Raw genomic sequence first — 19,161 nt, forward strand, 5'->3', positions numbered from 1 at the left:
CTTTAAAGGCGGGTTGTCATTCTGCTGTGGACGGTGTCCGCTTCAAGCCTTGGCGCCGAAGGGATGCTGTACCGAGTTGCGCTGAGCGGTTGCTTCAGCAGCGGTCGGCTTGCCTTCGACGGCGCGAGCGATCGCTTCCTTCGTGGCGCGGTAGTTGTAGTCCTGGATCTTGGCGTCGTCGGCGGCTTCCCAGTGAATGAACACGCCAACCGAGATGAACAGGTCATCAGCTTCAGCAGCCGGGATCACGCCTTCAGCAACCGAGTCCTGAACAGCCTTGGCAACGCCGTACTGAGCAGGGCCAAACATCTGAACGGCCTGGCGGGCGTCCTTGATGGTGACCTTGTTGTACAGGATCGTGTTCGGCTTGCAGGGCAGGTTCGGAGCGATAACGGCCAGAAGGGTGGTGAAACCATCCTTGTTGTTAGTCAGCGCGTTGCAGAATGCGGTCTCAGCGGCCGAGCCACGCGGACCAATCAGAAGGTCGATGTGCGCCACTTCATTGCCGTCGCCGACGAGCGACTCGCCGAGAAGTACCTTGTTGATCTTGGACATTTCGGGGGATCTCCCAAGCTATAAACACAACGAGCGCCAATGCCACCCTGCCTGGGCTGGGTGCATCGGTTCTGCCCGATTCGAATAGCCATCCTTGTCTGCGTCCGGTGAACGTGTCCCCGAACCGGTTAGCTAGATAGCGGCGCGCCTTGTTTCGGCACGGGCACTAAATAGCCTGAGGCCTAGGCCGGACACAAGGGGGCTAAACACTTCCCACAGAGGTTAGCGCTCAACTGAGAATAGCCGCGAACAAAGTTGCTACAACAAAATCTGCGGTGGTACCCGGATTAATATTGCGCTGCTTAAGGGAAGCGTCGAATTCTAGTAGTTTATCAAAGGCGTTAGCCTCGTTGGCCTGCTGCCAGACAGGCGCCATCGCGAGCGCTTCGAGGCGGATTGCCTCAGCGAGATTGACGTCATACTTGCGGGCAATATGGCTGTCGGGGAAGTAGCTCAGGAATGCCATATGCAGATTTGTGATGGCGAGTTGTGGATTTCCCGTCGCCTCGATGGCGTTTGCGAACACCGGCAGGCCAAAATCGAAGATCTCGCTGAAGCCGGAAACGTAAGCGCCGGCGATGCGATCGCGCTCGGCAGCCATCGCCATGGCATCGATCAGCCCGACGGTCGGTGATTCTGCCACGTCCTGCTCGGCCGCCGATCCCAGGCCGCCAGGATTGGCCAGACGGATGGCCTCGTAAACCGCGACGGTATCTTCGGCGTCGAGATCGACCAGCACGTCCTGCAGCCGCGCCTGCAGCGGTACGCTGTCATCGCGCTGCGCAGCGGCGGCGAGCGGTGCGCATAGCAGCAGGATGCCGAGATTGGTATTGCAGCCGGCAACCGCAAATGACGCCTGCATTGCCCGCAGAATGCGCACGCCGACCTTCTCGTCGGCGGCAGCAATGTGCGGTGCGGCAGCTTCGGCGCTGCGTTCGAAATGTGTGATGTCCATGCCGTGGCCGGGCGCATGGATGTGAACGTTGCCAGGCTTGAGCGCATTGAGTTCGGCACGGCAGGCCGCGATGAATGACGCGGCCAGTTCTGCTTCACTCACGCGGGGCATGGCGTTGTTTTCTCCGGATCACGTTCAGCTGAAACGCCGGTTGTTGCGGCAGGCAAAGTGCCAGTAGGCGCGAAGCTACTGCTTGCGGCCAGCGGCAGTTCGGCGTGCGGACCGGAGGCAGCGGGATAGGCGGCGCGGGCGCCGTTCTGGCGATGCGCGATCACCGTGTGCAGGAAATCTTCCGCAATCACGGCTGCAATGTCGACATCAGTTACGGTCTGCAAACCACGCCACGATGGATTGCTGTTGACCTCAAGCACCAACAGGCGCCCATCCGGAGCACGGATCAGATCTATGCCAGCATAATCGCCGCCAACCGCAGCCAGTGCACGCTGGGAGAGTTCCGCCATCTGCGCATCGGGTTCGTGCGCAACCGGTGCGCCGCCCAGATGCACGTTGGTGACCCAGGTATCTGCACGGCGCGCCATGGCCGCAACGACGCGGCGGCGGGTGACGATGACACGCCAGTCTTCAAACACCGAACCGCTCGGGCCGACGAAGTCCTGCAGGTAATACATGCTGTCGGCGGCGACAGGATCGGGCAGTTCGGCAACGTCGTCGATGCGCAGCAGGCCTTTGCCCTGCGAACCGAACAGCGGCTTATAAATCAGCCCACGTCCTGCTTCCGCAACGTAGGCATCGGCGGGCGGCTTGGTTTCCATCGTCCGTGTGCGCGGCGTCGGCACGCCAGCGCGATGCAGCAGAAACGTGGTGGCGGATTTGTCGACGCAGCGTTCAATCGCGCGCGCATCGTTCCATACCCGCACGCCGCACTCACGCAGCGCATGCAGGATGCCAAGGCGGAATGTGATCTGTTCCAGCGTGCCGGCGGAAATCGAGCGAACGAACACCGCATCGGGCAGTTCGCCATTGAAGCCGGGAATGTCGATGCCGCTGGCAATGCCGGTATCGAATGCGCAGCGCGGCAGCGAGGTGACGACAACGTCAGCGCCGTGCGCACGCAACGCACTGGCGAGCCGGCGCACATGCCAGTGGCCCGCTTCCTCTTCCAGAAAAACGGCAATGCGCAGGCCCTTGGAGCCTGCGCATTCGCCTGTTGTGATGACTTCGTTAGCGGAAGCTTTTGTCGACGACATCGGGTGCCAACTCACCAGCGTGGAAGGTGGTGCCGGTGTCGAGGTTGGATACGATCACCTCGGCCGGGCTGAACAGCATCGGATCGATCTTGTAGAAGTCGCCGCCGGCTGCCGCAAAGATGTCGGCGAATGGCTCGCCGTATGCCGAGCACGTGTTCGACGGCAGCTGCTTGGCCAGCTTCTCGGCTGCTTCGTTGGAACCGCGCACAAACAACTGCACGCGACCGCCATAGATGATCGCGTCGTTGGTGCGGCCCATGGCGCCGATGAAGTCCGGCACCGGCGGAGCCAGCGGAGCAGTGCCGATACCGTCAGCAATGTTCTCCAGCGGGAAGTGCAGCGCGTGCGCCTTGTGCAGCGCCACCTCAAGTACGCGGGCAGCAATCTGCACCGTACCAGCAAGGCTGCCCGTCGGCGCGAACAGCACTGTCAGATCTTCCGGCTTCACGCCGCAGGCGGCTGCAATCTTGCGTGCAGCCGGGGCGGGCGGAGCCTTGTCACCTTCGATGACGATCGTTGCCTTGTTGAACTGGTCGACGTAGCCCAGCTCCTTGTACAGCTCTTCCACGCGCGACAGTGCGCGGGCCGGGCCGGAGCCAAGCGCGAAGAAGCCGGTTTCTTCGTCGGTGATCTGCCAACCGGCATACTGGCTGCCGAGGCACGCGGTGATGGATTCCATCGCATGGACGGTGACGGCCAGCGGCCAGCGCTTCAGACCGGAGTCCATCGTCAGCGTCACGGTGCCAAGTCCGCCGAGGCAAATCTCGGCGAGACGGCGACCGGCTTCAAGACCGCCGGGAACCTCAGCACCAAGATCAATGCAACGCTCGCCGGCTGCACCGGTCGTCACCGAGCAGCGCAGCGCATCTGCATCGGCAATCAGTGTTTCAACGAGTTTAGCAGCGCGGGCCGAAACGCTAGGGGCGGGGCCTTTGAATATCTGCATCTGTAGTACGCTCCCTGTTTTGCGCCTGTGCATACAGCATCGACCCCAATTCCTCCAAGCGTTCACGGCAGCGTTGCAATGCCTCATCTGTGGTTGAAGCATCGGCATAGACCGTCGCTATCGGGCGATAGCGGGGGATGCGGCTGGCAGGATCGGGGATGTCAGCGGCCCACTGCGGCCACTGAAAAGCGCGGGGGATGGTTAAGCGGTCGCGGTCAGCATAGAGGATGGCGGATGCCTTGGCTCGCTCCAGTGCGGGCAATGCGATGCCCGCAAGATTTTCGCCGCTGCATGCCGCCATGTGCGCGTGAAACAGCGTGCCATGCTCGTCGTCGAAAACATCCAGCGTCGCGCCGGGGCGAGGATTGACCTCCAACAGATAGGGGACCGCGCCGCAGAGCAGAAAATCAAACGAGACAAGGCCGGAAAGCTGCAGCGCATTGCACACTTCATGCGTTGCGAATGCCATCGCGTCCTGAGCAGCGGGCGCAAGATCGACCGGCCCGACAGCGCCGCCGTAACGGAACGGCCGCGGTCCAGTCCCTGCGAACCATTGACGGCTGAAACCGACGATGCGCGCTGCACCATTGGCAGCGAGCGCGAGCGTTGAAACAGCTTCGCCATTGAGGCGCTGCTGATAGTAGCGGCGCGGCGCAGGGGCACGCGTAGGCTTGGGCGATATGTGGGTGCCGCCGCTGCCACCGATACGCTTGGCTAGCCAGCCATCAAGGTTCTCAGGCGGCAGCTTGCGCGTTTCAGGATGGGGAATGCCGCGCGCATCCAGAAGCGCCGTCAGCGCGACGGGATCGTTGCAGGCGCGGATGGCGTCGGCGCTGTTGCCAAGCATGCGATAACGCTGGGCGAGCGCGGCGACCAGTTTTGGCCGGTCCTCAAAACCGGAGCCGAGCAGCAGGCCGATTGGTGGCGCACCGGCAGCCGGTTTCGGGGCCGCATCAATCAGTGCATCAAGGGTATGAAACAGCGGCTTTGCGCGGATGCCGAGCCGCATCGCGTCGGCAATGCGCAGCGCCTGTGCCGCCATTGCGCGCGTGTCGCGATCGCTGAAGGCATCAGCGACATAGGGGAGGTAGCCGGCTCGACGGGCGGAGGCACAAAGCCCCCGCCCGGAAAGAGCTGCAATGAGGACGGGAACGCCCGTCTTCAAGCTGTCAGCGTCCGTGCCAGCGCGAACGCGGCGCGGAAGTCGAAGTGCACCGGCTCGGTCGAGTCGATCATCTGCTTGAACAGGCCAGACTCGGTCTTGTACTTGATGTCGCCGATGGCGAGCGGACCAACGCCGAGAGCCTTCGAGCCCGGCAGCGCGCCACCGTCCATGAACAGCTCCATGCCTTCGACACCGGCCGGCGGCACGGCGTTGACGTCGGCAACGGCAAGCAGGTTCTTGGCAACGGCCAGATCTTCAGCCGAGAGCACGCGCACGCCAGCGGCGGCAGCGGCGAACACCACTTCGCTTTCAGCGATGATGGCCTGCTTCTGCTCCAGCGTTTCACCCGACTTGGCGATCAGATCGACGCCAAAGCGCTCCTTGGAGACTTCAGCCGACTTGATGACGCGGTCGACGCCACGGTGAGCGACAAGCGTAACCTCAGCGCCTTCCAGCGCGGCGATGATCGAGGAGGCGAAGCCGACGACGCCGGTGGCGCCGAACACGGCAACCTTGGTGCCCTTCCAGTCGCGATTGAACTTCGTGCGCAGCACGCGCTCAACGCAGGCGACCATGGCGGCAGCGGTCGTGAACGAGCCAGCCGGGTCAGCGAAGGTGGAAAGGCCGAACGGCGGCACCAGCGCCTTCTGCGCGGCGTCCAGCATGTCGAGGGCCAGGATGGCATCCTTGCCGCCGATGAACAGGCCGGTGCGGGTGCCGTAGTTCGGCGGACGCGAGAAGATGGCGTCCTGCGTGAGCGCGGTCACTTCTTCGAGGGTCACGTTGATGTAGGGAACGATGACCTTATAGCCGGCGTCCGCTGCCATGTTCACGTCGAAGGGAGACATGTGCTTCTGCGGCGAGAGCATGTGCAGAATAGGAGTGGCGTCGCTCATGTTAGGACTTTCCTTGGCTTTTTTATCGACTACGTGTTCGTGATCTTTTCGATGGTGGCGCCCCTGTTGCGACCCTCGACGATCATGATTTCAAGCCCCACGCCTCTAGCGAGTTCGATGGAAGAATCATAGAGGTGCTGGGCAATTTCCTGCGAAGCTGCGAATGCGAAGCCGGTCGGGCCCCACGAACTTTGGCCGATGCCGATGGCGCCATTGGCCCGCAGGGCTTCTACAACGCGGCCCACCGCCGGGCTGGTCCACGGGCTACCCCCCTGGGCAGCGGCGAAATGGCCCCCGACGATTTTCTGAATCTCGGTCAGGGCGTCGCCGAAGGGCTCGATCTCCTCCTCCATCAAGGCGGGAACGAGCTGCATAAGCACGAGACGACAAACACTTGCGGCAGCCGCATCGGGCAGCGGCGGCAGGGTGGCAAAGGCATTCGTCTCCGCTTCACCGTGCACGCCAGAGGCCTTTGGGTCCGTGACCAGCAGCGACCGCCACGCCTCGGGAAAATCGGTGCGGATCATGATCGGTGGGGCCCGGTCGCTGCCGCCTTTGCCGCCGTCGACGATGAAGCCCCCGCGCTCAAACGACGCAATGCCTATCGCGGAGCGGGCGCCACGGTCGACAACTTCGCCAAGCCGGGTCGGCGTGATGTCGATGCCTTCGAGCGCAGCCAGCGCTACCCCGGCGGCCACCGCCAGCTGGGTGCCGGAACCGAGCCCGGCATGGGGCGGAATGGCGTTCTTGACCGAGATTTCATAGCTGCTGGTGAGGCCGAACAGTTGGGCGAAGCGCTGCAGCTGCCGGACCGCGCGCTCATGATCGGGGCCATCGCCACGGAAAACGTCGCTGCGGCGCAGAACCAGTTCGGTGTGCGGGCGGTTGATAGCCAGGCCGATACTGCCGAAAATCCGTCCAAGGCTGCCGTTGAGATCCAGAAAGCCCAGATGCAGGCGCGCGGCGGTTTCTACGCGCACAGCCTCGGGATGGGCAGTGGACTTCTGCCCAGGCGCTTCAGATTGCATTGCGTCGGCCAGTGGTGGCATTACGGTTCAACCTGCAGGTGCGAAAATCCCCTAGGAGAGGACAATATGGCGGCTGAGCGCGAAAAGCCCATGCCTGATGCCGAAGTCAACGCGTGGCTGGAAAAAAATCTACCCACGTGGCGCTTCGAGGATGGCTGGATCAGACGGACATACAAGACCAGCGGATGGAAGGGGACGCTGATGGTCATCAGCACGGTCGGGCATCTGGCCGAAGCGGCGTGGCATCACCCTGATATTACAGCCTCCTATGCCTGGGTTGAGGTGCGTCTCGTCACCCACTCCGCCAAGGGTATCACACCCAAGGATCTGGAATTGGCCCAGAAAATTGAAGAGGTCGTGCACTGGCGCCCTGGCAAGGCCGGGGGAGCTTTGGAGGGGACGCCGGAAGCCGACCAGCGCTTTGCCTATATCAAATACGACTGATCGGAAAGCCTCCGTTTACCTTTTGGCAAGTTGGCGTGCCGAACTTGCCTTGGGGCCGGCTGCACGATATCGAGCATAGCCGTTGCCCGCGACGGCAGGCGCGGCTATGGGCGGGTTCTTGCCGGCTGCGCGCCGAGCACGAAAATCGACCATAGCGGGTGTGATTGCAAAAGCTGATCGCTATCCGTTCGCAGCCCGAACAGTTTATCCGCCAATTTCCAAGGCGCCGAAATCACCAATGGCCAAGTGTCCCGTCGCATGAAGCACGTATTTCCTGCCCCGACCTCAGCTACGCCTAATGGGCTCGCGTTCGACAGCATCGTCGCGCTGGGTTCGAACATGGGCGACAAGACCGCCAACATCGACCGTGCCATCGCGCTGTTGACCCAAAGCGGTGAGGTGCGCCTCGTTGCGCGCTCCGGCGATTACGCGACGCCGCCCTGGGGCAAGACCGATCAGGATTGGTTCGTGAACGCGGCGATGTCGGTGAAGACCGAGCTGGCGCCGCATGACCTGCTGGCCCGCTGCAAACAGATTGAGCGCGAGATGGGGCGCGTCGAGATCGAGCGCTGGGGGCCGCGTGTCATTGATCTCGACGTGCTCGTCTATCGTGACACGATACTCAACACGCCCGAGCTGACGTTGCCGCATCCGCACATCGGCGCGCGCGCGTTTGTGCTTGGCCCGCTGATGGACATTGCACCCGATCTCGTCATCGGTGGCCGGACTGTGCGCGAGCTGTATGACGCCGTCGACAAGACCGGCATGGAGCGGCTGGACTGATCGCGTCACTGGCTGCTTGATTGCCGTCAATGCAACGGCCGCCAGATCCGTTTTATAAAGCCCCCTGAAAAGACAAAAACGCCGCCAACCCGAAGGCTGACGGCGTTCTGTATCAATCGCGCTGGCATTGAGTGCGTCGGCGACACCCATACGGGGCGCTGGCCGCCGACGCAGCAAACCAATTACTTCGAGCTGCCGTCAGCGTTCAGCGACTCAAGATAGGCAACCAGGTCGCCACGCTTCAGCTCGTCCTTGACGCCCGGGAACGGCATGCGGTTGCCGGGGATCTTCTTCTTCGGATCAGCAAGCCACTCGTCGAGGTTCTCTGCGGTCCACTCAATCGCAGCGGTCTTCAGTGCTGGCGAGAAGTTGTAACCTTCAAGCGAACCCGACTTGCGCTCGGACAAGCCATTGAGCTCCGGACCGACAGCGTTCTTGGCGTCCGGACCGACCTTGTGACAGGCTGCACACTGCTGTGCGAAAACCTTCTGACCGGCTTCAACGTCCTGCGCAGAAGCCATTGTTGGCATCGCAAGCACAGCGCTTGCGGCCAGTACCCACTTAAGCATCCCGTTTTCTCCCTAGTTACGACGTCGCGCGTCGTTTGGATGGCGCGCGCATCATCGGATGGCACCTGTGACTGTGCCAAGTCTTTTCTGAACTTGGACTGAACACGATGCCGCACCCTTTGGTACTTGCGCTTCCAGGTCGTGGGAGAAAACGGTCTTAAGCGTCGCTTGAAACTGGTGTTTTTTCGGCCGCCGGCTTGGGTGTTGCACCGCCCGGGCGACGGTAAACAAATGCTGGTGGAGATTGATGGGATTCGACATCAGCCACCTTGGCCCACTCCTCATGCAACGGAGAAAGTGAACACGCAGGGTCAGTATTTGCTGCATCGCCGGTGAGTGCGAACGCCTGACAACGGCAGCCGCCGTAGTCGATCTCGCGCCGTGGGCAGGTGCGGCAAGGCTCTTTCATCCAGCTCGTACCGCGATACTTCTGGAAGGCGTCGCCATTGAGCCAGATGTCGGCGAGTGGCTTGTCGCGCACATTATCGAACTCAAGGTGCGTGATCGATTCAGCGGCGTGGCACGGCAGCACCCGGCCCGAAGGCGTGATGTTGATGATGCCCTTGCCCCAGCCGCCCATGCAGGGCTTCGGATACTTGGCGTAATAGTCCGGCACCACGGCGTCGATGACGATGATGCCCTTCAATTCTTCGCGCTTGCGCTCAACCAGGCGCGCTGCGGCCATGAAGGCATCGCGCGTCGGCATCAGCGAGGAGCGGTTCTTGAGCGCCCAGGCATAATACTGCACATGGGCAATCTCGACGCGTCCGGCGCCCAGCTCCACGGCGTAGTTGATGATGGCTTCGACGCTGTGGATGTTATGACGATGGATCGGCGCGTTGATCGTCAGCGGCATGCCAAGCTCGCGAACCCAGCCGGCAACTTCCTTTTTCTTCGCGCTGCCGCCCTTGTAGCCGGCGATGCGGTCGGCGTTTTCCGCCTGCGTGTCGACATCCTGAATGGAGATCTGGACGTGATCCAGTCCGCACTCTTTCAGCTTCTCCAGCCGTTCGCGCTTCAGCAGAACAGCGGCGGTGATGAGGTTGGTGTAGAGGCCAGACTCGGCAGCAGTCTTCACGATTTCTTCCAGGTCACGGCGCGCGGTCGGCTCGCCACCGGAAAGATGAACCTGCAGGATGCCAAGCTGTGCCGCTTGCCGCATCACCTTCTGCCAATCCTCCGTCGACAGCTCGACGTTGACCTTCTCAAGCTCCAGCGGATTGGAGCAGTAAGGGCACTGCAGCGGACAGCGATGGGTCAGTTCGGCCAGCAGGCCGATGGGTGCGCGCACGACGCAGGAAGGATCGGGCGCGGTGGGCGATGACGGGTTGGCATCACAGCGCATCTCGCCGGCATCCATGGTGATGGTGCCTTCCTTGACGTGACCTCCCGGGGATGGGGCAATCTCGTTCATGCCTTCACAACTCCCTTGTCGGAGAGGTCTTGCAACATCGCGATGATGTCGACCTCGATATCCTGCACCGGAGCATTGTATTCATTAGATAGGTGGGCCGCGATGTCTCCGACAGTGCGTGCGCCATCACAAAGCTTCAAAACTTCGACAGCGATGGGATCGGGATCGAACAGACGTTCAGGCGCCAGAATAATCCAGCGGTTGCGCCCGGCGTCGTAGCGCATCTTGATGTACGGGGGCATCACCGGCTTGCTGTCGGATACGATCACCGTTCGCTGGCGTGGTGTAGGTTCGCCCATTTTTCAGGCCTCCGGTCGGAATGCGCCGGGCGGAACACGCCCTTCGACATAGGCATTTTGCAGTGCATCAAGCTGTGACCACAGCACGTTGCATTTGAAGCGAACGGCATCGACGCACGCTTCCTGTTCGTCACGGGTCTTGGCGTGCTCCAGCACGTAGCCAAGCGCGAAGTCGGCATCGCGCGGTGCCTGTGTCAGCCGGCGCTTGAAGTAGGCCATCACCTTGTCGTCGATGAAGTCCGGATAGTTCTCCAGCATGCCGGAGATGCGCTCCTTATGGATCTTGGGCGCGAACAGTTCCGTCAGCGACGAGGCGATGGCGACCGTGATCGGCTGCTCACGTACGAAGGTGACATAAGCTTCGACCGCGAACTTGGTGGCGGGCAGCGCGCCCTTCATAGAGACGACGTAATCGCGGTCGAGGCCAAGCCCATCCGTCAGCACCAGCCAGCGCTCGATGCCGCCTTCTTCCTCGCCATAGCCATCGTGATCCAGTAGCCGGTGCACCCATTCGCGGCGCAGCTCGCGATCGTAAAGGCGGCTGATGAGGGCGGCATCCTTTCGCGGCACTGCCGACTGATAGCAGTAGCGGTTCAGCGCCCAGGCTTGCACCTGAGGTTTGGTCAGCTCGCCACCGTGCAGCATGTGATGGAACGGATGCTTGTCGTGATAGCGCTCAGCGCCCACGGCGCGGATCGCCGCTTCGAACTCCGCCACCGGCATCAGTTCCTGCGCGTCGCGTTCGGCAGTTTTGCGCTCAAGGCTCACCGCGTCGCTCATAGCCGCACCTCCATCCCATCATATCCGACTTCACAGCCCGCAGCCTCAATCGTCTTGCGGGCTTCAGAATTTTCATCCAACGCCGGATTTGAATTGTTAATGTGAACATAGACCAGCCGGCCGACATTCAGTCCCGAAAATGCAGCAATCGAACCATCTTCGCCCGACATGCTGATGTGGCCCATCCGGGCGCCGGTCTTCGGCATCAGACCCTGATCTAGCATCTCGTTGTCGGTGAACAGCGTGCCGTCGAAGAACACAACCGGCGCATCTTTCAGGCGCGCGGCCAGCTTCTCATCTACCTGCGCGCAGCCTGGAATGTAAAAGAAGGACTTCTTCTCGACCGTATCAGTAATTTTCAAACCGATCGTATCGCCGTCCTTGCTGCCGAAATTGTCCGATGACGTATCTTCAAGGTACAGCGCAACCTTGCCCGGCACCGCGAACGCTTCCACCGTCAGGCCGAGATCGACACCCGCGCCCGTCAGCGCGAACGGTTCATTCAGCTTCATCTCGATGCGCGGCACGTGCTGTTCGGCCAGCACCTGAAACACCGAGTTGGCGTTGATGGTCGCCAGCACACGGTCGGACGCATAGACAGAAAACGGCTGGGCTTCGCGCAGGTTGATCAGTCCAATGATGTGATCCACGTCGCCGTTGGTCAGCACCGCGGCCTTGATAGGACTGTGCCGCATGCCGAATTCGGGCTTGGCGTGCAGTTCGGGCGTATCGTTGATCTGCTGGCGCAGGTCCGGAGAAGCGTTCAGCAGCACCCAGTTGATGCCGTCGCGGCTGATCGCCAGCGACGATTGGGTGCGCGCACGGAAGCCGGGCACGCCGGTGCGCACAGCGGTGCAGTTGCGGCAATTGCAATTCCACTGCGGAAAGCCACCGCCCGCAGCGGACCCCAGAATTTTTATGATCATTTCTGCTGTCTGAATGTGAGCACACATCGCCATGTGGCTTGGGGCCGTCTGGCGTAGGCGCTCGATCGTTCTTCGCCCGATAAAACAACGGCGGTCGAGGCCTCGACCGCCGTTGCAAGAAACTCACTGACAGTGTGAGTCAAAGTCGACAGTCAAAAATTAGATGATGTCGATCTCAGCCGGCATGTACGAGGTAACCTCGAGGCCAACTTCCTGCTCACGAACTGCGGGCTTGGTCCAAACCTTCATGACTTTTCCTCCGATTGCGCAATTTTGCCGTTATTACATTATTCGGATGTACCCCGCCGAGGGCCCATCCACCGGAGCATTAACCTTCTACGGGTGCCCCGGTTCGTCGATCTCGGGCACGCGAGCCCTCAATCGCCATAGCGGCTATAAACCACAGGCCCGCCCGAAACGGAAGTCAAAGGCGCTCACAATGCCGTGTGAAAAACGTCAGCCGGGCAGGGGTAGAATGGCAATTGACTCAGGCATTTGGCCGTGCGTGTCGATGGCAGAGTTGATCTGTGTCAATGCCGCCGGAGCGGCAGGGGATGCGCCGCCCGTTGCGTACAGCGGGGAAAATGCCGCAACCGGCTGAAGGGGCGATGTAGACCAAAGTGTTAGCGCGCCAGATCCTCTGTCTAGCGCAGGTGGTTCGCCCGTCCTTTCGGAGATAGACCCGCTGGAGGCCTTTCACGGGGGCGTTGGCCCGCAAGATGGAAATGCAATTTCAGAATGCGGCGATGCGAGGGGATTTTGTTCTTATTTCCCGTCGATACTGTCGAGAGAATAGAAAAAACTACTTTGTTAAACTATAACGTCAGTCACTGGCATGCGGTGCCGCCTCGAGGCGGTCCCCGGTCGGTGCCCGACGCGATATCCCGGTTGATCCGCTCGTGAGCAGCGAAAGGCAAGGCGTTGCGATACTTCCCTGTTTTTCTCGATCTTGAGCAGCGTGAAGTGCTCGTCGTCGGTGGTGGCGAGAAAGCGCTGCAGAAGCTCCGTCTGCTGGCGAAGACGACGGCGCGGGTGCGCCTCGTTGACGGCGACGTGTGCGCCGAGATCCTGGATGCCGGTTTTAACAACCTGACGGTCGAGGCGCGGGCCTTCATCGATAGCGATGTCGATGGCGCGGTGCTGGTTTTTGCCGCCAGCGACGACGAGGCCCTCGATAAGCGTGTCGCGGCAGCAGCCCGGGCGCGGGGCGTGGCTGTGAATGTGGTCGATGGACCTGCCGATAGCACTTTCATCGTGCCCGCAATTGTCGATCGCGATCCGGTGGTTGTCGCCATCGGCACTGAGGGTGCCGCGCCCATTCTGGCCCGCGAGATCAAGGCGCGGCTGGAGGACTGGCTGCCGGCGCGCTTTGGCGATATCGCGCACCGTGCCCAGGCGCTCCGTCAGCGCGTCAAGGACACCATTCTCGATCCCGTTTTGCGCCGCCGTACCTGGGAAGCCTTGTTGCAGGGGCCGTGGCGCGATGCGGCGCTTGCGGGCAACGGCGAAGCGGCTGACCGTGAGCTGGAACGTCAGATCGAAGCCTCCCGGCAGCTCGGCCATCCGGTCGGCAGCGTGGTTCTGATTGGCTGCGGGCCCGGCGAGCCAGACCTCATCACATTGAAAGCACAGCAATATTTGCAGTCGGCCGATGTGCTGGTGACGGATCGACTGGTCAATCCCGCCATCCTCGAGTATGCGCGCCGGGATGCCGCGCGCATCGACGTTGGCAAGGGGCCGGAAGGCGACTCCCACCGCCAGGAAGAAATCAACCGCATCATCGTCCGCGAGGCTTTGAAGGGTCACCGCGTGGTGCGGCTCAAGGGCGGCGATGCGTTCGTTTTCGGCCGTGCTGCCGAGGAAATGGCGTCTGTACGCCAGGCGGGCGTGCCGGTGACGGTTGTGCCGGGCATCACGGCTGCGCACGCCTGCGCGGCCAGCATCGGGCTGCCGGTTACGCAACGCAACCGGGTCCGCCAGTTCACCGTTGTGACCGGGGCTTCGTCTGAAGGCGATATCGATCTCGATTGGGCTGCTCTGGCCCGGCCGGGGCAGGCGTTCGCGATCTATATGGGTGTCAGGACGGCCGACCACTATTGCAAGCACCTGCTGGCCGCCGGAGCAGATCCTGAAACGCCGGTCGTCGTTGTGGAAAACGGAACGCTGCCCAGCGAGCGGGTAATAGAGACGGATCTTCGATCGCTGGTGCAGGCCATTGCGGATACGGGTATACGCAGTCCCGCAGTCATTTTTGTTGGTTTGGATTGGGCGAGCGCAGGGCTGTCGCGGCCACAGCGTGTAGAGGTATACCGAGCGCGCATTGCTTCGGGGAGCGGACCTGATAAAGGCTCGCAGGCCATTGACGCATATGCCGAGCAGGTATGCCGATAGTCGTGCAGACAAATCAGCATAGTTCAGAAACGATCAGCGCTCCTTTGCGCCGCAATGCCATAAACTCAAGGAGGCGAGTGTGACCGCCCAGCCGTTGCTACCGAAGAATGCGCCCTTCACGCAGGAGGAGATTGAAGTCCTCAATAGCGTGGTCGCGCGCACGACGCCGCAGCAGCGCGCGTGGTTGGCGGGTTTCTTCGCCGGTTTTGAGGCTGCCCAGGGGGGCGGTGCGATTGCGGCTGTTCCGGCGCAGAAGCCGCGTCAGCCGCTGACGGTGCTCTATGCAAGCGAGAGCGGCAACGCCGAAGCGCTAGCGCTGCGGTCCAAGAAGATCGCCCAGAAGCACGGCCTCGATGCACGCATCGTCGATTTCGCCGATGCCGACTTCGACCTGCTGAAGAAGGCCAAGAACATTCTGGTCTATGCGGCCACCTGGGGCGAAGGCGATCCGCCGAGCCGCGCCGTCGATTTCTATAACGCGCTGATGAGCGATGAGGCGCCGCGCATTGATGGCGTGCGCTTCGCTGTGCTGGCGCTGGGCGATTCCGCTTACGTCGAATTCTGCGCTACCGGCAGACTAATCGACGAGCGTCTCGCAGCGCTGGGCGGTGTGCGTGCATTCGATCGCATCGATCTCGACCTCGATTATGCCAAGCAGGCAGCTGAGTGGACCGAGAAGGCGCTGGGCGAACTGGCCCCGGCCGATGCGGGCAACGCCACCGTCGTGCATGTTGATTTCAAGTCGCCGCTGCTTGCTGAAGACGACGACGAGCCGCGCTACACGGTCGAGAGCCCGCTCACCGGTGAGATCACCGCGCTGGTCGATCTCAACGGCACCGGTTCGAGCCGCGAGACCTGGCATGTGGAAATCGCAGCCGATGCACCGGGCTTCTCGTATCTGCCCGGCGATGCCATCGGCGTCGTGCCGGAGAACGATCCGCAGCTCGCGCTGGAAGTTGCCGAAGCTGTTGGTCTTGGCGCTGACGGTGAGGTGGTGAAGAAACTGCGCGAGCGCTATGACGTCACCACGCTGTCGCGCCCGCTGATCGAGGCATTCTCGAAGCTGACGCAGCGCACCGATGCCGCCAAGCTGCTGGAGCCGGAAGCCTTTGCCGCTTTCGCCGCTGATCGCCAGCTTGTCGACCTGTTCGAAACCTACAGCGAGAAGCTGACGCCGGAGCAGTTGTTCAGTCTGCTGCGTCCGCTGCCGGGCCGCCTCTATTCAGTGGCCTCCAGCCCCAAGGCGCATCCGGGCGAAGCGCATCTGCTGGTCGGCGCCGTGCGCTGGGCATCCCACGGCCGCGAGCGTCGCGGTGTTTGCTCGACCTATTTCGCCGACCGTCGCAGGACCGGCGATGAAGTGCGCGTCTACGTGAAGCCGAACCGTCACTTCCGCATTCCGGAGGATGGCAATCGCCCGATCATCATGATTGGCGCCGGCACCGGTGTTGCACCCTATCGCGGCTTCATCGAAGAGCGTGCGGAGCTGGAGCACAAGGGCAAGAGCTGGCTGTTCTTCGGTGAGCGCAACTTCACCAACGACTTCCTCTATCAGCTCGAATGGCAGGAGCATCTGGCTTCCGAAACGCTCAGCCGTATCGACGTTGCGTTTTCGCGCGATCAGCCGGAAAAGATCTACGTGCAGCATCGCCTGTGGGATCGGCGCGAGGAACTGCTCGACTGGATTGCCGATGGTGCGCACGTCTACGTTTGCGGTGACGAAAAGGGGATGGCACGCGATGTCGATGACACGCTGGCGCGCATCCTTGCTGAAACGGCGCGCGGCGATGACGAGGTTGGCCGCGCAAAGCTGAAAGAGCTCGCCAAGGCGGGCCGGTATCAGCGCGACGTATATTAAAAAGGGTGGCCTGGGGGCACTCTGACAGGACGGACGACATGACTGACAAGCGTTCAAAGAACGAACACATCAAGGAAGACAGCCGGCTGCTGCGCGGGACCATCGCTGAAGGTCTTGCAGACGTCTCAACGGGTGCCATCTCCGAAGACGACAGCCAGCTCACGAAGTTCCACGGCACGTACCTGCAGGACCACCGCGACGTGCGCGGTGAGCGCACCAAGAAGAAGCTGGAAAAGGCTTTCAGCTTCATGATCCGCGTGCGTCTGCCGGCCGGCGTGACAACGTCGAAGCAGTGGCTGCAGCTTGATGCGATCGCGGGCACCTATGCCAACGATCAGCTTCGGCTGACGACGCGCCAGACGTTCCAGTTCCACGGCGTCATCAAGCCGAACATGCGGCGCACAATGCAGGCCATCAATGCGGCGCTGCTCGATACGCTGGCGGCCTGCGGTGACGTGAACCGCAACGTGCTGGCGGCGTCCAATCCGTATCTGACGAAGGCGCACACGGCCGCGCATGAACTTGCTGTCAATGTCAGCGAGCATCTGCTGCCGCGCACTGGCGCGTACCACGAGATCTGGCTGGACGGTGAGCAGGTGGTCGACAAGACGCGGCCTGCGCAGCCCGAGGAAGAGCCGATTTACGGCCAGCATTATCTGCCGCGCAAGTTCAAGATCGTGGTGGCTGTTCCGCCGTCCAACGACATCGATCTGTTCGCGCACGATCTGGGCTACATCGCCATCGTCGAGGACGGCAAGCTTGTCGGCTGGAACGTGGCTGTCGGTGGCGGCATGGGCATGACCCACGGCGACACCGAAACCTTCCCGCGCACGGCCGACGTGATGGGCTTCTGCACGACGGAGCAGGCGATCGACGTTGCCGAGAAAGTTGTCACCGTCCAGCGCGATTGGGGCAATCGCGAGAACCGCAAGCGCGCGCGCCTGAAGTACACGATCGAGGATCGCGGCCTCGCTAATTTCCGCGCCGAAGTCGAGAAGCGTCTCGGCTACAAGCTGGGCGAGGCGCGGCCGTATGAATTCACCTCGACCGGTGACGTGATCGGCTGGACGCAGGGCGCCGACAAGAAATGGCACCTGACGCTCTACATCGAGAACGGTCGCATCAAGGATGTGCCGGGCTGGACGCTGCGCTCGGCGTTGCGCGAGATCGCGGAAGTCCATCCGGGCGGGTTTGTTGTCACTGCAAACCAGAACGTCATCGTCACCAACGTACCGGCCAAGGGCAAGGCGAAGATCGAGGCCATCCTGAAGCAGCATGGCATCGACATCGGGACTGATCTTTCGGGCATCCGCCGCAACTCGATGTCGTGCGTCGCGTTGCCGACGTGCGGCCTGGCGCTGGCGGAGAGCGAGCGCTTCCTGCCGGAGCTGGTGACGGCGCTTGAGGATTCACTGGATCGCGCCGGCCTGCGCGACGACGAGATCGTCATCCGCATGACCGGCTGCCCCAACGGCTGCGCGCGTCCGTATCTGGCCGAGATCGGTCTCGTCGGCCGCAATCCAGGACTTTACAACCTGTACCTCGGTGCGGCATTTAACGGCGAGCGGCTGAACAAGCTTTATGCCGAGGACGTCGATAAAAGTGGTATTGTGCGGTTGCTGGATCCGATCTTCTCCCGCTACGCCAAGGAGCGCGAGCAGGGCGAACATTTCGGAGACTTTGCCATCCGCGCCGGTTATGTTCAGGCAACGACCGGCGGCAATCGCTTCCACGCTGATCTTGCGCCGGTAAAGGTTGCGGCGGCGGAATAGCAGCCGCCTGCGGATACTGGGTTTCGCCAGCGTCAGGCGCCTTGTCGCCACGCTGGCCGATACAGTTACGTCACTTCACCTGCATGTGACGACAGCCGTCGCGCACTGTCTTTGGACAGAGCGCGACGGCTTTTTCGTTATGGGGATGGCTCAGCAACACTGGCGTCATCGGCATGCGGCGACGCCAAGCGCGCCAACGCGACGCTGGCCGCGCGTGCGTTCGGAGGCTCGGAGCTTTCGGGCGTAAGTCTCAGCGCTCAGTGCGCCAGCGGGCCGATGAGGGAATAGGCCGCCCAGCCCAGCACCAGCGCCAGCACCACGCGCAGCACCCAGTCCGGCACCATGCTGGTGATGCGTGAACCCAACGCGATGCCCGGCACCGAGCCGATCAGCAGCAGGCCCAGTATCGTCAGGTCGACGTGGCCCATGCCGAAGTGGCTGATGCCCGCCAGAAACGTGAGAGGGATGGCGTGCACGATGTCGGTGCCGATCAGGCGGCGCGCCGACATGGTGTGATACAGCACCGTCAGCGCCACGACGCCGATCGCGCCCGCGCCGACCGACGTGAGCGCGACAAGCACGCCCAGGATGATGCCTAGCGCCAGCGTGGGCGCGCGCCGCACGGGCGGATTGTCGGTCGCGGCGCCGTTGTTGCCATTGCCGTTGGCGCGCCGCTTCAGCAGCGGATAGGCGGCGACGCAAAGCGCGCTGATGACAAGCGCGGCGGCAAGAACCTCACGGATGATGATCGACAGCACGTGCACATCGGGCTTGGTGAGGTACATCCACGCCAGCACGGCTGCAGCGCCGGGCAGACTGCCGAGCGCCATCCATTTCACGATCGGCCAGTCGACGTTGCCGAGCCGGTTGTGACGCCAGGCTGCCGATGCCTTGGTGATTGAGGCGAACAGCAGATCGGTGCCGACCGCGAGAATGGGCGGCACGCCCAGGCCCGAAATCAGAAACGGCGTCATCAGTGAGCCGGCGCCCACGCCGGTCAGCCCCACCAGAAAGCCAACCGCAAAGCCGCCGATGATGACGACCGGCCAGCCGGTTGAGAAAAACAATTCCATCAGGTGCCGATCAGCGATTCAATTGTCCGCGCCGGGGACGTCGGACGCTCCGTTATGTTGAACAGACCGGACAGCGCTTAGCACGTCTGGCCGACGAAA

19 protein-coding genes are annotated in these 19,161 nt (G+C 62.1%); 5 read left to right on the top strand and 14 right to left on the bottom strand.

Annotated elements, in window-relative coordinates; translation table 11 throughout:
* Positions 1-42: 42 nt before the first annotated feature.
* The 7 genes from fae to QEZ49_RS02295 all read right to left on the bottom strand — a co-directional run bounded on the left by fae (position 43) and on the right by QEZ49_RS02295 (position 6,774).
* Entirely contained in the window at positions 43-555 is a 513-nt protein-coding gene (gene fae, locus QEZ49_RS02265) for a formaldehyde-activating enzyme (protein WP_068461256.1), read from the bottom strand.
* Positions 556-784: 229 nt separating this feature from the next.
* Complete coding sequence (locus QEZ49_RS02270; RefSeq protein ID WP_280383834.1) at positions 785-1,621, bottom strand: triphosphoribosyl-dephospho-CoA synthase; 837 nt, start codon at positions 1,619-1,621, stop codon at positions 785-787.
* Entirely contained in the window at positions 1,609-2,718 is a 1,110-nt protein-coding gene (locus tag QEZ49_RS02275) for a RimK family alpha-L-glutamate ligase (RefSeq protein WP_280383836.1), read from the bottom strand. The genes QEZ49_RS02270 and QEZ49_RS02275 overlap by 13 nt, the downstream gene beginning before the upstream one ends.
* Positions 2,693-3,664, bottom strand: coding sequence for a methenyltetrahydromethanopterin cyclohydrolase (gene mch, locus QEZ49_RS02280; protein ID WP_068461258.1), 972 nt, complete (start codon positions 3,662-3,664; stop codon positions 2,693-2,695). The genes QEZ49_RS02275 and mch overlap by 26 nt, the downstream gene beginning before the upstream one ends.
* Positions 3,636-4,829, bottom strand: coding sequence for an ATP-grasp domain-containing protein (locus QEZ49_RS02285; RefSeq protein ID WP_280383839.1), 1,194 nt, complete (start codon positions 4,827-4,829; stop codon positions 3,636-3,638). Before QEZ49_RS02285 ends, mch begins: the two co-directional genes overlap by 29 nt.
* Positions 4,826-5,725, bottom strand: a complete 900-nt coding sequence (locus QEZ49_RS02290; RefSeq protein ID WP_280383841.1) for a methylenetetrahydromethanopterin dehydrogenase — start codon at positions 5,723-5,725, stop codon at positions 4,826-4,828. Before QEZ49_RS02290 ends, QEZ49_RS02285 begins: the two co-directional genes overlap by 4 nt.
* Before the next feature lie 29 nt (positions 5,726-5,754).
* Positions 5,755-6,774 carry a beta-ribofuranosylaminobenzene 5'-phosphate synthase family protein gene (locus tag QEZ49_RS02295; RefSeq protein WP_280383843.1) on the bottom strand — a complete coding sequence of 340 codons (1,020 nt, stop codon included), beginning with the start codon at positions 6,772-6,774 and terminating at the stop codon, positions 5,755-5,757.
* 45 nt (positions 6,775-6,819) lie between these two features.
* Here QEZ49_RS02295 and QEZ49_RS02300 point away from each other — a divergent pair, with 45 nt between their 5' ends.
* Together QEZ49_RS02300 and folK are read left to right on the top strand one after the other, a co-directional pair.
* Complete coding sequence (locus QEZ49_RS02300; RefSeq protein ID WP_173954208.1) at positions 6,820-7,197, top strand: 4a-hydroxytetrahydrobiopterin dehydratase; 378 nt, start codon at positions 6,820-6,822, stop codon at positions 7,195-7,197.
* A gap of 258 nt (positions 7,198-7,455) precedes the next feature.
* Positions 7,456-7,980 carry a 2-amino-4-hydroxy-6-hydroxymethyldihydropteridine diphosphokinase gene (gene folK, locus QEZ49_RS02305; protein WP_280383844.1) on the top strand — a complete coding sequence of 175 codons (525 nt, stop codon included), beginning with the start codon at positions 7,456-7,458 and terminating at the stop codon, positions 7,978-7,980.
* Between the two features lie 182 nt (positions 7,981-8,162).
* Here the strand turns inward: folK and QEZ49_RS02310 are convergent, their stop codons facing one another.
* From QEZ49_RS02310 to pqqA, 6 genes are all read right to left on the bottom strand, one after another.
* Positions 8,163-8,549 carry a cytochrome c family protein gene (locus tag QEZ49_RS02310; RefSeq protein WP_280383846.1) on the bottom strand — a complete coding sequence of 129 codons (387 nt, stop codon included), beginning with the start codon at positions 8,547-8,549 and terminating at the stop codon, positions 8,163-8,165.
* A 157-nt stretch (positions 8,550-8,706) separates the two neighbouring features.
* The gene (gene pqqE / locus QEZ49_RS02315) at positions 8,707-9,963 is read right to left on the bottom strand and encodes a pyrroloquinoline quinone biosynthesis protein PqqE (RefSeq protein ID WP_280383848.1); all 1,257 of its coding nucleotides are present in this window, start codon (positions 9,961-9,963) and stop codon (positions 8,707-8,709) included.
* Entirely contained in the window at positions 9,960-10,262 is a 303-nt protein-coding gene (gene pqqD / locus QEZ49_RS02320; RefSeq protein ID WP_280383850.1) for a pyrroloquinoline quinone biosynthesis peptide chaperone PqqD, read from the bottom strand. Before pqqD ends, pqqE begins: the two co-directional genes overlap by 4 nt.
* Positions 10,263-10,265: 3 nt before the next feature.
* Positions 10,266-10,985, bottom strand: coding sequence for a pyrroloquinoline-quinone synthase PqqC (pqqC, locus tag QEZ49_RS02325; protein ID WP_280385059.1), 720 nt, complete (start codon positions 10,983-10,985; stop codon positions 10,266-10,268).
* 53 nt (positions 10,986-11,038) lie between these two features.
* A complete protein-coding gene (pqqB, locus tag QEZ49_RS02330; protein WP_280383852.1) occupies positions 11,039-11,968 on the bottom strand; it encodes a pyrroloquinoline quinone biosynthesis protein PqqB in 930 nt (309 codons plus the stop codon).
* A 159-nt stretch (positions 11,969-12,127) separates the two neighbouring features.
* The gene (gene pqqA / locus QEZ49_RS02335) at positions 12,128-12,217 is read right to left on the bottom strand and encodes a pyrroloquinoline quinone precursor peptide PqqA (protein ID WP_068459450.1); all 90 of its coding nucleotides are present in this window, start codon (positions 12,215-12,217) and stop codon (positions 12,128-12,130) included.
* A gap of 672 nt (positions 12,218-12,889) precedes the next feature.
* Between pqqA and cysG the strand changes: the two genes are divergently transcribed.
* The 3 genes from cysG (at position 12,890) to QEZ49_RS02350 (ending at position 17,989) form a co-directional block, all read left to right on the top strand.
* On the top strand, positions 12,890-14,359 hold the full coding sequence (gene cysG, locus QEZ49_RS02340; RefSeq protein ID WP_280383855.1) for a siroheme synthase CysG: 1,470 nt from the start codon (positions 12,890-12,892) through the stop codon (positions 14,357-14,359).
* A 79-nt stretch (positions 14,360-14,438) separates the two neighbouring features.
* A complete protein-coding gene (locus tag QEZ49_RS02345; protein ID WP_280383857.1) occupies positions 14,439-16,217 on the top strand; it encodes a flavodoxin domain-containing protein in 1,779 nt (592 codons plus the stop codon).
* 38 nt (positions 16,218-16,255) lie between these two features.
* Positions 16,256-17,989: an NADPH-dependent assimilatory sulfite reductase hemoprotein subunit gene (locus QEZ49_RS02350; RefSeq protein WP_280383859.1), complete on the top strand. Its 1,734-nt coding sequence runs from the start codon at positions 16,256-16,258 to the stop codon at positions 17,987-17,989.
* Between the two features lie 257 nt (positions 17,990-18,246).
* Here QEZ49_RS02350 and QEZ49_RS02355 read toward each other — a convergent pair whose 3' ends face one another.
* The gene (locus QEZ49_RS02355) at positions 18,247-19,062 is read right to left on the bottom strand and encodes a sulfite exporter TauE/SafE family protein (protein WP_280383861.1); all 816 of its coding nucleotides are present in this window, start codon (positions 19,060-19,062) and stop codon (positions 18,247-18,249) included.
* Positions 19,063-19,161 lie beyond the last annotated feature (99 nt).

Origin of the sequence: Hyphomicrobium sp. D-2, from assembly GCF_029872155.1 — a bacterium.
GTDB lineage: Bacteria > Pseudomonadota > Alphaproteobacteria > Rhizobiales > Hyphomicrobiaceae > Hyphomicrobium_A.